This window comes from Spiroplasma sp. TIUS-1, from assembly GCF_010365785.1.
Classification (GTDB): Bacteria; Bacillota_I; Bacilli_A; order Mycoplasmatales; family Mycoplasmataceae; genus TIUS-1.
In genome coordinates this window covers 16,846-31,845 of sequence record NZ_CP048387.1, presented here as the reverse complement: position 1 = coordinate 31,845, position 15,000 = coordinate 16,846, and the positions used below count along the sequence as shown (strand labels likewise).

Annotated in this window: 19 protein-coding genes; all 19 read right to left on the bottom strand. The window is 28.7% G+C overall.

Going from position 1 to position 15,000, the window contains the following annotated elements; all coding sequences use genetic code 4:
* Positions 1–17: 17 nt before the first annotated feature.
* Positions 18–659, bottom strand: coding sequence for a transcription termination/antitermination protein NusG (gene nusG / locus STIUS_RS00165; protein WP_162649250.1), 642 nt, complete (start codon positions 657–659; stop codon positions 18–20).
* Positions 660–668: 9 nt separating this feature from the next.
* Positions 669–1,049 (bottom strand): preprotein translocase subunit SecE, encoded by a 381-nt coding sequence (gene secE / locus STIUS_RS00160; RefSeq protein ID WP_162649249.1) that lies wholly within the window; start codon positions 1,047–1,049, stop codon positions 669–671.
* Positions 1,049–1,207: a 50S ribosomal protein L33 gene (gene rpmG / locus STIUS_RS00155; protein WP_162649248.1), complete on the bottom strand. Its 159-nt coding sequence runs from the start codon at positions 1,205–1,207 to the stop codon at positions 1,049–1,051. The genes secE and rpmG overlap by 1 nt, the downstream gene beginning before the upstream one ends.
* Before the next feature lie 70 nt (positions 1,208–1,277).
* Complete coding sequence (locus STIUS_RS00150; RefSeq protein ID WP_162649247.1) at positions 1,278–1,832, bottom strand: lipocalin/fatty-acid binding family protein; 555 nt, start codon at positions 1,830–1,832, stop codon at positions 1,278–1,280.
* Complete coding sequence (gene rlmB / locus STIUS_RS00145; RefSeq protein ID WP_162649246.1) at positions 1,825–2,544, bottom strand: 23S rRNA (guanosine(2251)-2'-O)-methyltransferase RlmB; 720 nt, start codon at positions 2,542–2,544, stop codon at positions 1,825–1,827. The genes STIUS_RS00150 and rlmB overlap by 8 nt, the downstream gene beginning before the upstream one ends.
* On the bottom strand, positions 2,544–3,836 hold the full coding sequence (gene cysS, locus STIUS_RS00140; RefSeq protein ID WP_162649245.1) for a cysteine--tRNA ligase: 1,293 nt from the start codon (positions 3,834–3,836) through the stop codon (positions 2,544–2,546). The genes rlmB and cysS overlap by 1 nt, the downstream gene beginning before the upstream one ends.
* Before the next feature lie 5 nt (positions 3,837–3,841).
* Positions 3,842–4,786, bottom strand: coding sequence for a hypothetical protein (locus STIUS_RS00135; RefSeq protein ID WP_162649244.1), 945 nt, complete (start codon positions 4,784–4,786; stop codon positions 3,842–3,844).
* A gap of 114 nt (positions 4,787–4,900) precedes the next feature.
* The gene (locus tag STIUS_RS00130) at positions 4,901–5,965 is read right to left on the bottom strand and encodes a lipoprotein (protein ID WP_162649243.1); all 1,065 of its coding nucleotides are present in this window, start codon (positions 5,963–5,965) and stop codon (positions 4,901–4,903) included.
* A 30-nt stretch (positions 5,966–5,995) separates the two neighbouring features.
* On the bottom strand, positions 5,996–7,312 hold the full coding sequence (gene dnaB / locus STIUS_RS00125; RefSeq protein WP_162649242.1) for a replicative DNA helicase: 1,317 nt from the start codon (positions 7,310–7,312) through the stop codon (positions 5,996–5,998).
* A 2-nt stretch (positions 7,313–7,314) separates the two neighbouring features.
* Positions 7,315–7,755 carry a 50S ribosomal protein L9 gene (gene rplI, locus STIUS_RS00120; RefSeq protein WP_162649241.1) on the bottom strand — a complete coding sequence of 147 codons (441 nt, stop codon included), beginning with the start codon at positions 7,753–7,755 and terminating at the stop codon, positions 7,315–7,317.
* A 91-nt stretch (positions 7,756–7,846) separates the two neighbouring features.
* Complete coding sequence (gene rpsR, locus STIUS_RS00115) at positions 7,847–8,068, bottom strand: 30S ribosomal protein S18 (RefSeq protein WP_162649240.1); 222 nt, start codon at positions 8,066–8,068, stop codon at positions 7,847–7,849.
* 3 nt (positions 8,069–8,071) lie between these two features.
* Entirely contained in the window at positions 8,072–8,506 is a 435-nt protein-coding gene (locus STIUS_RS00110) for a single-stranded DNA-binding protein (protein WP_162649239.1), read from the bottom strand.
* Between the two features lie 4 nt (positions 8,507–8,510).
* Entirely contained in the window at positions 8,511–9,092 is a 582-nt protein-coding gene (rpsF, locus tag STIUS_RS00105) for a 30S ribosomal protein S6 (RefSeq protein ID WP_162649238.1), read from the bottom strand.
* A gap of 88 nt (positions 9,093–9,180) precedes the next feature.
* Positions 9,181–10,182, bottom strand: a complete 1,002-nt coding sequence (locus STIUS_RS00100) for a hypothetical protein (RefSeq protein ID WP_162649237.1) — start codon at positions 10,180–10,182, stop codon at positions 9,181–9,183.
* Positions 10,183–10,185: 3 nt separating this feature from the next.
* A complete protein-coding gene (lysS, locus tag STIUS_RS00095; protein WP_162649236.1) occupies positions 10,186–11,682 on the bottom strand; it encodes a lysine--tRNA ligase in 1,497 nt (498 codons plus the stop codon).
* A gap of 2 nt (positions 11,683–11,684) precedes the next feature.
* A complete protein-coding gene (gene dusB / locus STIUS_RS00090) occupies positions 11,685–12,668 on the bottom strand; it encodes a tRNA dihydrouridine synthase DusB (RefSeq protein WP_162649235.1) in 984 nt (327 codons plus the stop codon).
* 4 nt (positions 12,669–12,672) lie between these two features.
* Positions 12,673–12,984: a DUF1904 family protein gene (locus STIUS_RS00085; RefSeq protein WP_162649234.1), complete on the bottom strand. Its 312-nt coding sequence runs from the start codon at positions 12,982–12,984 to the stop codon at positions 12,673–12,675.
* A gap of 127 nt (positions 12,985–13,111) precedes the next feature.
* Positions 13,112–14,077: an ABC transporter ATP-binding protein gene (locus tag STIUS_RS00080; protein ID WP_162649233.1), complete on the bottom strand. Its 966-nt coding sequence runs from the start codon at positions 14,075–14,077 to the stop codon at positions 13,112–13,114.
* Between the two features lie 31 nt (positions 14,078–14,108).
* Positions 14,109–14,963, bottom strand: coding sequence for an Hsp33 family molecular chaperone HslO (locus STIUS_RS00075; protein ID WP_162649232.1), 855 nt, complete (start codon positions 14,961–14,963; stop codon positions 14,109–14,111).
* Between the last annotated feature and the right edge of the window lie 37 nt (positions 14,964–15,000).

Sequence of the window (15,000 nt, the reverse complement as noted above, 5' to 3'; positions counted from 1 at the left end):
CTTTTTTATGCAATAGACTATAACTTGTAAGCCAACTCTAAAGATGCAAATTCGACTTCTGATGGGGTAACCCTACCAAACATTTCAATTTCAACAATTGCAACACCCTTGTCTAAATCCATTTCAGTAACTTGACCTTCCATTCCTTCAAACGGTCCATTTTTAATCAATACAATATCTTTAACTTTAAAGTCAGCAGTATGTTGAACTTTTTCTTTTTTAGCAACTACTTTACCTTTGCTTGAAGTATTTGATGATATAGACTCCTCTTTTTCAGCAGCCTTAGATTTCATATTCAACATACGGGCAATTTCTTCAGCAGTAATTGGGAAAGGTTTAACTCCTTTTCCTGATGATCCAATAAACCCTGTAACACCATTAGTATTACGAATTGTAAATCATGTTTCGTCTGTCATTAGCATGTTGATAAAAATATATCCAGGGAATTTATTTTTATCAACAACTTTTTTGTTTTTATCAAAAACTGAATGTTTAGAAACTCTAACATTAAAGATTGTTGAGCTCAAGTTGTTTGTTGTAATTTTTTGTTTGATATCACTTGCAACTTTATCTTCGTGACCTGAGTAACAGTTAACAACAAATCATTGTCCTTTAAAAGATTCTAATTCTTCTAATAATTCTAAATTTAATTTTTCCATATGGTTCCTCTATTTAATAATGTGTAATTCACGGAACAATGATACTAAACCTAAATCTAAGGCATAGAATACTAATGCTGCCACCGTAATAAAAATTAATACTGTAACGAACTTTTTACCAAGTTCTTTTCTTGTTGGGGTTTTTAATTTATTTGCTTCTTTTAATAATTTGATTGGAAATTCTTTAAAATGAACTTTTCTACCCTCACTTTTGTGAAGTTTCTTAATTTCATGTTCTTCGATAATTGTATCTTTATTAGCTTCGATGTCTTCATAACCACCAAGTAGTTGTGCTTTCATTGCTAAGCGCTCTTCATTTCTTTTTTTCTTTGCTTCACGCTTTTCTATTTTTGCAGCTATCTTAACCGCTTTTTTTTCTTCTCTATTCACTATCTTGATTCCTTATGCAATGTATGTTGATTACAAGTTTGGCAAAACTTTTTGATTGCTAATCTATCCTTTTGTGAAATTGAACTCTTTGTAAAAGAGTAATTTCTAGACAAACAATCTTCACAAATTAACAATATCTTTTTCTTTGATCTAATCATTATTTTCTCCAAATAAAAAAGCAATATTTCTATTGCTTGTATGTCAATAGTATAACATAGTTAAACTTTATTAATTCAACATTGTTTTATAGCTATTGATAAAATTATTATATCTTTTGTTAATCACTGTGTTAGATAAGTTCATAATTTTAGAAACTTCTGTTTTATTATGACCACTTAAAATCAATTCTATTGTCTTTTTTTCTGAGTCGGAATCTAATCCATCTAAATAATATTCACAATATAATTTAAAACTTATATCTTCAATACCACTTTCAAGAACAACAGAATTATATAAACACAAATCATTATTGTAAATTATTTCTGTGACTGGAACTTTACCGCGTCCCTTGACAGATCTAATTCTATCAAAGATTCTTCTTTTGAATGTTATTGAAACAATTTTTTTCATTTCATTGAACTCTAATCTTCCGTACTTATCGTGATAAGTATTTATTGATTGTCAACAAATAAAGTACATGTCTTCTTTGTCTAAACCAATTGATGAAAATGATTTGGCTGCCTTCCAAGTCATCTTGGTTAATAACTCGGCCAGCTCATGTATTTGTTGTTTTTCTAAATATTCACAAGATTGATATATTAATACTAAATAATTATTATCCACGCCCTTTATTTAAAGAGTGCAATATAATTCCTGTAGCAACAGATACGTTTAGTGAATCAATTATATTTTTAGTTTTAATTTTGAATTTGTAATCTGAGATATTTTGAATTTTTTGTCCCACGCCTTCTCCTTCGTTTCCAATTATTATTACAGATTTAGTATCAAATTTTATTTCATCAATTTCAACAGAATCATCTGTTAAAGCTGAGCAATAAACTCAATAGCCTCCTTTTTTCAATTGTTCAATTGCATTAGATAAGTTTGAAACTCGTGCAATCTTTGTTTTAAACAAAGTACCTGCTGATGTTTTAAAAACAGTTGCATTCACTGCAACCTGACTATGGTCTAACATCAATATTAAATCTACACCAAATAATGCAGCACTTCTGATAATAGCCCCAAAGTTATGTGGATCCTGAATTTTATCCAAACAAAGTATTGTTTTATATTTGTCGGGATTTTTTGAAATATCTCCAAAGTGTGTGTATTGAAATTCCTTAACTTCACAAATAACACCTTGGTGATTTTCAAGAGTAATATCATCCATCTTTCTTCTAGGTAATTTCGATACATAAATTTTAAGGCTACTTAAAATTTCTTCTTCTTGCTTTGTTAGAACAATTGATTCTTGAATAAAAAGTGATTTAACAATTTTAGGATTATTCATCAAAATATTGAATACAGGTTTTCTTCCATATAAAAAATCTTTCATTATAGTACTCCTAGTTCAATTAATTCACTTCTTATTTCATCTGCTTTATTAAATTGTTTTTCGTTTATGTATTTTTTTCAATTTTTTAAAAGTGTAATTTCTTTTTCATTGATATTTGATAATTTAAATTTTATTCCTAATACTTCTAATATTTTTATTAATTGTAAATACAGATTACTAAATTCTTTTTTTGATATTTGAGAATTAATTTCTTTAACAATTTTATCGACAAGAGTTATTACTTGTCCTGTATTTAGATTATCGTTCATGTAACTATCAAACTCTTCTAAATAATTTAAATTGAATTCCTTTATTAATTCAAGTTTGCTATTAATAAGTGATTGTTTAATTGTATTCGTAACTTTTGATATTCATTTATTTGCATCTTCAATATCCTTATCAGTAATTGATAATGGGTTTGAGTAATTTATTTTTAGCATTAATAATCTTAAAATATTTGGAGAATTAACTTTAAGAAAATCTCTAAGATTCACAATGTTCCCAAGTGACTTCGACATTTTCTCTTTATTAACATTTAATGACCCGTTATGCATTCAAATTTTTGAAAGTTCAGTTTTGTATAAACTATAAAATTGAATGCGCTCATTTTCATGATGAGGGAATTTTAAATCAATCCCCCCAACATGTAAATCTAAACTCTTTTTAAAGTATTTGTCAATCAAAGCAACACATTCAGTATGTCAGCCCGGTCTACCCTTTCCAAATTGTGAATCTCAATTCAACCCAATTGATGTTGACTTTCATAGTGCAAAATCTAATGGATCATTTTTTTCATTAGAAATTTCTTCTGATATTAATTGATCAATTTTTTGTTTTGAAATATACCCATAAGTATTTAGATTGTTTTTCAAATCAAAATAAACACTTCCATTTTTCACATATGCTTTTTTAGCATCCACTAACTTTTTTATAAATATCTCTATTGTTGAAATTTCTTCAGAAACTTTCACAAATCTATTTGGCATGATTATATTCATTCCTTCTAAATCTTCAATAAATTCGTCTGTGTACTTTTTTGTTATTTCTGATTCGGTAGTATTTTCAGAAATTGCTTTATTAATAATTTTGTCATCAATATCTGTAATGTTCATCATATACTCAACATCAATATTTTTATAAGATAAAAATCTTACCAACGTATCGGTAAGCAATATTGGTCTTGCATTTCCTATGTGAATGTTTGAATAAACAGTTGGTCCGCAAGTATATATTTTTACTGACTTGTTGTTTAAGTCAATTTTTTTATTTGAAATTGAATCTAAAATTTTCACAATACCTAGAAGTCCCTTTTTATTAGTGGTCCTATTATTTTATAGGTTGTGAATAAAACCGCAGTATTAAATATAATTTTAAATGGTGCTTGAATTAATCTACTTATCACCATTGCAGAATAACCATCATCTCCAACACCAAATAAGGCTGCTTCTCCCCAGGAGCTGACGAGTATGGTTAGAGCAAATTCTGTAGAAATTGTCAACAATAAAATTGGAACTAGAACTGTCAAAGTTTTTGTTTTCTTTTTAATATGTAATACAAAAACAATACTTCAAGTAATTACTGCAACAGCTGCCAACATAACACCAAACATAATAGCAAAGTATTTCGCTTCAATTTCTCATTTTAATATTTTAATTGGAATAGCAACTTCAACTCCATTAATACATTCAGTCCCTAGTGGTGCATTACCACCATATATTGACAAAATAAACACACCATAAATAAGTAAAAAAACATTAATTACTCCAAATGTAACTCAGTAGTTTCCTTTTGATGCTCTCATAAATGAAGAAGCTATTCCTCCAAAAAATCCATAACCCAACATAATAATTATGTAAGCTGGGTGAATATATGATGGAACAAAGAACATAACCAATAGTTCAGTTACTCCACCAATGATTAATCCAATCACTGGTCCAAAAATAAATCCTGACATCTTAACTAAAATACCCTCAACTGCTATTCTAATTGGAGGTAGAACAAAAATAGGAACTGTCATACATATAACAATAGTTACACTCACACTTACTGCTATAAGCATTGTCATACCAGTTATATTTTTTGTAGTAAATCTAACACCATGATATTTTTCCTTTAAAAAAACATATGATCCTCAGTTATATAAGATATAAAAAACTGCGACAATTCCAATAAAAATTGAAACAGCTATCGCCAAATTAGAACCTTGTAAAAGTTGGTGTTTTATATCTGTAAAAGTACTCATAACTTAAAGTTCCTTATTTTTATATTTTACTAAATAAACAGTAATAAATATGTGTAATATTTGTCAATTAAAATGAATGAAAAATCAAATGATCAACATTTGATTTTAAATAGTTTAAATAAGTGATATATCTGCTTTTTCAAAAATATTTTTTTTCTCAACTAAATTTTTGTACGTGCTCACATAAGAATATACTGATGGTAATCAAGTCATGATATAAGTTTTAGTTGTCTTCTTATCTTCATCATTAACTACAGTTTTACCAGCGATAACACTAGGTGATAAAACTAGTTCAGTATTTTTAATTTCTAATTCAATATCTATATCATTCTTTTGTTTACCGTTAAGATCTCCAAAACCAATTTTGGTTTTAAAGTCGCCAACTTTGGTATTTGTTGCTTGTAAAGCATCAAATAAATAGTTTTCAGGTTCATTTTCTTTAGTATCTTTTTTTATGAAGTTAAAATCAAATGAATCGTTAAATATTCTATCTTTAGCTTGCTCCTCTGTTATTTCCTTAATAATTACACCTGGATCAGGCATACCAGATGGTAAATTACCAATTATTGTGAACTCCATTTCTTTATAAAGTGAAGTGAATTTATCCTTTAATTTTTTAGCTTCATCTTCATTTTCGCCTCAAATATCTGAATCTCCAACAACCGCATCATAAGACATTGGACTGGCACTTTTTACAATTGGTTTTGAACCATTATTTTTATTGTCATACTCTTGAGTAATAACTGTAAATTTTAAATCTGTACCTTTGATTACATTTGGATTTGTTTCTTCATCAACACTTGTTTGACCTCAATTAAAATCAAATGATTTAATACCATCATTATTTATTGAATTTAATCTTTTATTTAAGTCCTCATATTTTTTATTTTTATATGTCAATTTATATAAATTTAAAAGCTCAGCATTTTCGCCTAAAGTCTCAAGAACTTTATTTGCAGTAACTTCATTAGTATATTTACGTTTATCAAATGTTAAAAGTTCTAAAATATTCATCATAAGATTTTGAGGTTGACCTCTTCAATCTTTAGTTTTGTCATAATTCTTACCATTAATAGTAAAATTAATTGAATTAGTTCTCATACCACATGAAACAACTGAAACAGCAGCAACTGACGTAGTTAATGTTATGGCACCAATTAATGATATTAGTTTTTTCATGTATATCTCCATTTGAATGTTAATTATATATTACATTTTTTTATTTTCAAACTTACCAAATGTTTTAATAAAGTCCAATGAAATTGTACCAATTGCGCCATTACGGTGTTTTGCAATAATCACATCTGTATTTGTACTTTCAAGTTCTTCTTTTTTGTAATAACCTTCACGATACAAGAACATAATGATGTCTGCATCTTGCTCAATAGCACCTGAATCTCTTAAATCGGACATCATAGGAGTTTTATCTTCCCTTTTTTCTACTGAACGAGAAAGTTGAGATAGACAGATAATTGGTATTTCTAATGTACGAGCAATTGTTTTAAGTTGTCTTGATATTTCCGAAACTTCTTGTTGACGTCCACTTGGGTTTGGATTGATTGAATTGATCAATTGCAGGTAGTCTATAAAAGCAATTTTAATATTGTTTTCATGTTTCATTTTTCTAAGCTTAGATTGAATTTGTAAAACATTAATTGAAGCAGTGTCATCAATGATAATATTTTGTTCACGTAAAATATCTGAAGCATCAGTAATGTTTGCTCAATTTACATTTCTTGCATTTCTAATTTGAGATCCATCAATTCCACCAACTGATGAAATCATTCTTTGAACTAACTGTTCTTTTGGCATTTCAAGTGAAAAAAATGCAACTCCACCTTTTTCTTTTCTCATTTTATCTGAAGCATTAAATGCCAAGTTAAGGGCAAATGCTGTTTTACCCATTGATGGCCTTGCAGCTAAAATAACTAAATCAGATTTTTGGAATCCATCAGTTATTTTATTCAATTCACTAAATCCAGTATCAACACCAGTAATTTTATTTGATGATCTCTCAGACAATTCCTGCATATGTTTAATAACATCCCCAAGAATATCTTTAACACTTTCAGGTTCATCTTTTTTTGATGTCATATTAATACCTAGAATTTTTTCTTGAGCACTCGCAATAATTTGATCAATGTATCCACCCTCATTTCTACTGTTTTTAATACTATCCAAAATTTTATCAAGCTGTCTACCTTTTGAATGCCTCATAACTACATCAAGTAAATCAGAGTACCCCTCATCAGTAAAAAATAAAGTAGTAATATCGTATATAGTTGGTCTCCCTCCAATTATTTCTAATTTTTTTTCAGTTTCTAAATAGTCTGAAATTTGAGTAGTTGATACAACTATATTTTTAGATACAAGGTGAGAAATGGCTTCAAAAATGATTGAATGTTTTTCAGTTGAAAAATCATTTTTGTTTAAATTGGATATGACTTCATATGCAACAGTTTCTGAGTTCATAGCCATTGCTAAAAGGTCAGCTTCTACACGCTCTAACATTTCTTGATTATTCATAACTATTTCCCCTCAATTGTTATTTTTAAATTAGCTTTTACCCCATGTGATAGTTTACAAATAATTGTATGCTCACCAAGTGATCTAAGATTTATATTCTCTACAAAAGATTTTTTTGTAAGTGTGATATTATGTTTTTGCATTTCATGAATCACGGCAGCACCATTAACAGAACCCTGTACTAACTTATTATTCATTCTTAAATATAACTTTATATTTAATGATTCAATTTTATTTTTTATTTCATTTGCTTTTTGTGTTTCAATATCGTTTTTTTTATCTTCTTCAATTTGATTTCTTTTTCTTTTTTCAATATTGAAATCATTTGCTTGAATTACCAAACCTTTTGGTATTAATTGATTTCTAGCATATCCATTTGATACTTCTTTTATTTCATTTTTCTTACCTACATTTTTAATGTCTGTTAGTAGAATTACTTTCATATAGAACCTCGAATTAATTATTCTTATTATAACAATAAGACCCTATATAAAGATAAATAAAAAAACGGATTTTATACCGTTCTATTATTTATTATTCAGTAATGAATGGTAATAATCCCATTATTCTTGCTCTTTTAACAGCAGTAGCTAATGCTCTTTGGTGTTTTGGTGATGTACCTGTAACACGTCTTGGTAACATTTGCCCTGTTTTAGAAATGAATCTTTTTAATAATTCAACATCTTTATAGTCAATGTAGTCAATATTGTTCTTTGCAAAAAAATTGACCTTTTTTCTTTTAATTACTTTTTTCATATTCTAGTCCTCTCATAAAATTGAATCATTGTTAACTTTTGGACTCTCTTCTTTTTCTTCAACCAAATCATAACCATAATTATTTAGTGATGATGTTTGATTAGTGCCTTTTACTTGAGATTGTGATCCTCCGCTTGATGATTCTAAGAATGTAATTTTAGCAATATTTACACTTGTGTATGTTGTATATTGCCCATTTTTATTTTCTGTTCTTACGTTGATTGATCCCTCAGCAGCAATTGGAGATCCTTTTTTTAAATATCTAGCCATGTTTTCAGCTTGTCTATTTCATGCAATACATGAAATAAACTGAGTTTGTCTTTCTCCACCGAAAAAATCATCTACAGCAAGTGTGAATTGTACATATGGTTTACCATTAGACGTTGTTTTAATTTCAATATCTTTAGTAATTCTTCCGATTAAATTAACTGAATTCATTTAACTACTTCTTAGGAGCTGGTTTAGGAGCTGCTGGTTTTGCTTCTGTAGGTTTTGTGTTTACAGTAGCTGTTCTTGGTGTATATGGTTTACCATCTTTGTTTGTTCCTGATTTATTGTAATCTGGTTTTGTTCATGGCTTTTTATTTGGGTCATATGATGGGTTTGGTGTTCCGTCAGCATTTGTTGCATTGAATCTGTTGAAACGTTCAACTTTCTTAGCATCATATGCTTTCTTCATATCATCCATCATTTTAGCAACATCAGTTTTTGACAACTTTGTTGTTTGAATGTAGTTTTGTTCACTTTCAGTATTAATTACCATTGTTCTAATAACATTTCTATCAATTCCAGCAATACGTTGGAACTCTAAAATATTTTCTGAACTTGTTTTAGTAATAAGTACTACGTATCTTCCTGCATCTTTTTTATTAATTAAGTACGCAAATTTTTTGATTCCTCAGTCTTCTGATTCAACAATTTTTCCTCCATCAACTAATAAAATATCTTCAAGTTTCTTTCTTAATTCTTCTACGTTAGGTGTGTTTTGGTCTAAAATGTACATTACTTCATATGTTCTTTTCATAACTTTCTCTCCTTATGGTCTGTGGCCTAAAGCGGCAAGGAGTTAACTACGTAAAATAATTAACTCTTAAAAAAGATTATACTATCAATTACACAAAAATATCAATGTTGTTTTTTTCACAATTCTCAATAAACTCTTCATCCCACAACGAAGCATGAACTTCAGCTATGTGTTCCTTTTCCAAAATTAACATAGAAATTGCATTTGTATATAATCCTGATGTTATTGTAATTGGCAGCTCGTTTTTCTTAATCAAGTGGTTGTAGTCAGTTTCAGATTTTCAACCTTCTCTTGAAATAATGTTTTGTTTTTTCAAAGCCTCTCTTCCAACTTGGTAACTTGCATAAGCAAGTGAAACAGAAGATTCAATAACATTGTTATAAACAAACAATTCGACATATGTGTCAAAATCAAAAACATCATTTGATTGTTGATCTAAATCTTTTGAAGCTGCTTGGTTCTTAATAAAATTAGTAAGAACAAATGAACCGTGTTCTTGCCCGAACTGATCAATTCTTTCTTTCATATTTAGTAGTGGATAAAGCTTTCTAAGTTGTGAATACTTAACAAATGTAATTGATTTAGAAAGGTGATTAGTTGATAATTCTTTATATTCATTAACAATTGTTTTATCAGCTTTTTTAATTATTCTATAAATTTCAGAAATTACAGTATTAACTTTTTCTACTGAATAATTTTCTTGTATCTGATCAAAACCAATTTCTTTATAAATAATTGATTTAGTACTTGATGGTTCTATATTTCTTCTAACACAGTTGAATTCTGTCAACACACCTTCTCCAATAGAAAAGTTGTTTTTATATAAAAAATATCTTCTTCATTTATTGTTTGAGATTAATAGTTCTCCAAAATTTTGTTTCAATTTAATGTCAAAATCAATGGCTCTTTGAGTTAATTTGTAATCATCATTTAGTCACAATTTTCTTTCAGTGACAAGACCACTATCAAATTGAGTTAAGTTAAACCTTTCAGTTAGAGAAGCAAATAAACTCACTTTAATTTGATTAAGTGAGTTTATTGTTTCTCTAACATTCAATTTTGAGGCATAGCCTATTTTGATTTTTTTCATTAATTAATCCTTGTTTTTTAATTGAGGAAAAAGTAGTACATCCTTAATAGAATCTCTTCCAGTTAACAACATTACTAGTCTATCAATACCAAGTCCAATACCAGCAGTTGGAGGCATACCATATTCAAGTGCCTCAACAAAATCAATATCCATATCAGTGGCTTCATCATTTCCTGCTGCCGCTTCCTTGATTTGATCTAAAAATCTATCATATTGATCAATTGGATTATTAAGTTCTGAAAATGCATTTGCATATTCTCTACCAACAATAAATAATTCAAATCTATCTGTAAATCTTGGATCTTGTTTATTTCTTTTAGAAAGTGGAGAAATTTCAACTGGGTGTCCTGTAATAAATGTGGGTTCTATAATTGTACTTTCAACAAATTCTTCAAAAAATAAGTTAATAATATGTCCAACACTTAGGTGGTGTTTTTCTACGTGAACTTTATGTTTTTTTGCAATTTTTAAAGCTTCTGCATGGCTCATTTCTTTTCAAAAATCTACTCCAGTAATTTCTTTAATAGCATCAACCATATGTCATTTTTTGAATGGTTTATTTAAATCAAGCTTGTTACCACCATATTCAATTTTGCATGTATTATTCACAGCCATACATGCCTTTCTAATTAGTTCTTCTGCAATTAGATACAAGAAATCAATATTCTCATATGCTACATATAATTCAATAGTTGTGAACTCTGGATTATGTCTTGTGCTGATACCTTCATTTCTAAATAATCTTCCAATTTCATATACTCCTTCAAAACCACCAACTATTAGTCTTTTTAAGTGTAATTCTGTAGCTATCCTTAAATAAAATTCAGAATCCAAAGCATTATAATGAGTTGAAAAAGGTGCAGCTGCTGCTCCCCCTCGCAAAGGGTTTAGAATTGGGGTTTCAACTTCAAAGTAACCTTTTTCATCTAGAGTATTTTGAATTGTTCTTATAATTTTTGTTCTACTTTTAAACGTTGACATTGTTTCTTCATTCATAATCAAATCAACATATCTTCTTCTATATTTTTCTTCGATATCTGTCAGACCATGAAATTTATCAGGAAGAGGTCTTAGAGCTTTTGTTAATAAAACATATGAACTAACACGCAAAGTTAATTCACCTGTTTTAGTTTTCATCATTGTTCCTTCAACACCTATTATGTCCCCAAGGTCAAGGTCTTTGAATAGTTCAAAAGCTTCTTCTCCAATAACATCTTGTCTTACATAAATTTGTATTTTTGAATCTTGATCTTGAATTGATACAAACGCAGCTTTACTTCCAGCCAATCTAAAAGCACGAATTCTTCCGGCAATTTTAAATGATTTTGTATTTGTTTCTAATTCCTCTTTTGAAAATTTTGAAAAGTCATTATTTAAATTAATGATTGTTGTGTTTCTGTCAAACTTATCTTCTAGAAATGGATCAACTTTTTTAGCTACCAAATCTTCATATTTTTTTCTTCTAACAAGTTCTTGCTCGCTAAATTTTCTTTGTGACATACTTACCCCTCAACATTTAAATTATACATATCTATTATTCTATTTATGTCATTTATCCCATTAATTTTTGATGCTTCTTCTTTCATCTGTTTACATATTTCTTTTTTAGGAAGAGTCCCTATATATCAAACAAATTGTTTTCTCATTTCTCTGTTTGCTAAATCTTCACCTTTATATTTGACAACTAGACTTCAATGTCTTCTAACAACTTGTGCTCATTCTTCAAAAGTTGGCCTTGCTAGTTTTTCTCCAGTAGCTAAATAATGATCTATTTGTCTAAATATTCAAGGGTTACCTTGAGCTCCACGAGATATCATAATTGCATCACAACCAGTTTGTTCAAACATATCTCTTGCAGATTCTTCGTCAGTAATATCACCATTTCCAATAACTGGAATTTTTAGTAACTCTTTTGCTTTTTTAATCCACGACCAATCTGCATTTCCTCGGTACATTTCTTCACGTGTTCTTCCATGTATAGCGATTGCTGACGCCCCATTTTCTTCTGCTATTTTTGCAGCCTCCAATATAGTTAGAGTCTTTGAATCTCAACCTAAACGCATTTTTACAGTCACTGGTTTAGTTGAATTTTCTACTGTTGCTTTAACTATTTCGCCTATTTTATTAACATCCCTTAAAAGTGAAGAACCTGATTTAGACTTTAAGGCAATTTTTGGGGCCGGGCACCCCATATTTATATCAATAGTTTGACATTCAGAATTTTCACTAACATATTTTGCAGCCTTAGCAAAGCTTTCTTTGTCTTCACCAAATATTTGTAATGCAGTAATAGATTCTTCAGGTGCTATGTAAGTCATCGACTCTGTTCTCAAATTTTTATGTTTTAAACCTTCAATGCTTACCATCTCTGTGTAAACCATTCCTGCTCCTAGTTCGCTACAAATAATACGAAATGCAGTGTCGCAAACTCCAGCCATTGGGCCTAAAATTGTTTTGCTTTTAACTTCAATATTTTTTATAAACATACAATTAGCCTACTTTCTTTCCATTCAAATAAAATTTCTCATTTATATCATAAAAAATTACGCCAACAGTTGTTCCTTCTTTTCCAAAAAACGATTTTAAATGGTCTGCAAAAATTTGTTGTTTATCTAATCTACTCATTCACTCAACATTAACAATAATAGAATATTCTCCATTACCTCTAACCACGTCTACATCTTGATTTATAAAAAATATATTTTCTTTTTTGGCTACAATCAATTCACAAATTTCGTCCACCTTTTTTGAATATTCTTCTATCTGTTTTTGGGTTGTACCACTGAATTTAATTATTGGCATAAAGCCTCCTTGTTATTTATATGATTATATGAAATCTATTTAAAAATTGATATGGTTTGCAGCTTTAACATGTTATTTGGTTTAAATTAACAAATAAAAACTCCTTTAATATTAAGGAGTTTTTTAATTACGATCAGTCAATATCAGCTGGTTTCATAGGTTTACTGTTCAGTTCATTTGATCCAATTCTACCGTTTGCAACGTGAATAATTTGATCTCCAATCTTAGCAATATTAGGGTTGTGAGTAACGATAATAACTGTTGTGTTAAACTTACGGTTAACATCAATTAGAATTTCTAATACTCTTTTACCCATTTCTTCATCAAGAGCACCTGTTGGTTCATCACCAAAAAGTATTTTGGGGTTTTTAGCAATTGCTCTAGCAATAGAAACACGTTGTTGTTGACCCCCAGACATTTGGTGTGGGTATTTGTCAATTTGCTCAGCCATACCAATAAGATCAAATATTTCTTCAATTTTGAATCCTTTATTTTTTCTCTTATTTAAGTTTTCACCTATTTCAGTATTTTCTCTTGCAGTAAGGTTTTGTAATAAATTATATTGTTGGAAAATAAAACCAACATTATCTCTACGGAATTTTGTTAGGTGTGAATCTTTTAATAATAATAAGTTATGACCTGAAACAAAGATGTCTCCCGCATCAACTTTATCCAATCCTGAAATCACGTTAAGTAATGTAGTTTTACCTGAACCTGATGGCCCAAGAATAATAACAACTTTTCCTTTTTTAATTTCTAAATCAATCCCTTTCAAAACCGGAGTTGTATTTGATTTATTTGAATAAGCTTTTCTTACATTCTTCAATTCAATAATATTTTCATCAGTGTTTGGTACTGTTTTAGTTGTTGAAATAATTGCACCATCTAACACTTCTTTTGAATATTTTTTGATTAATTTTGCATTTTGCTTTTGTAAACTCTTTAATTCTTTAACATCATCATAAGCATAATCAGTATATTCAATTTCTTTATAATCTCTTTCAACAGAAACTGTTTCAGTTTGCTCATTGTTAGTTGGGTTTTCAACTACTGAGTTATCTTTAGCAGTTTGTTCTAAATCTTTTTCTAACATATCTAAATCCTCGTTTTATTATTTTAATTAATTATATATTAATATCGCTTAATGATATTCTATATTTTTTACCGCAGAACTCACAAACAATTTCTGGTTCTTCTTTATTATCAATAATTTCTTGAATATCACTTGGTTGTAGTAACTCAATAAAAGAAAGTGATTTATCATAACTACACTTACATTTGTATTTTAAATCATCACTGACTCTTAAGATTTTTGATCCAGGAGCTATATCTTCAACTAAATTGTTGTAGTTCATTGTTTTAGCAAGAACCTCTTTCATGTAACGAGTGTTACCAATTTTTGTTTCAAGAAATGTCACATTTTCATTAGTAAATCCAGGTAACATATGAATCATAATTCCACATGATCTAATAACTTTGTTATCCTCATTAATTATTGTTGTTGTTGCAATTATGTTATTTATTTGTTCACTTTTTTTAGTAAAAATCATTGCGTTTGTATCGATATCGCTTCCCGATATTTCAATTGCAGACTCAGACAAAATAAGTCCCTCTCGTATCTTATATTGAGCTATTTGACCTTCTGTTCCCAACATTTGATCATAAATATCTTTTTTTAAATCTAGGGACGAAGGGTCTAATAAAATATTTTTTACTTTGCCTCTATAATGATTGTCATAAATATCTACACTTAACTGTTCCAATAAACCATCAGTAGTTAATTGAAATCTTGTTTCAAGTTGAGAATCTTTATTATTTAAATTAGTTAGTATCGATGTACAAATAAACTTACCCAACATAGTTGATGTCAAAAAATTTGTACTTTGCAAATCAATATTTTCTTGTAATGTATCTGTAATGTCTACTATTGCAATTGCAATATTTAAGTCATTATTAACAGCTCTTAATGTAATACTCATAAGTTTTATTATAAATAAAAAAAGTGATTTAACACCA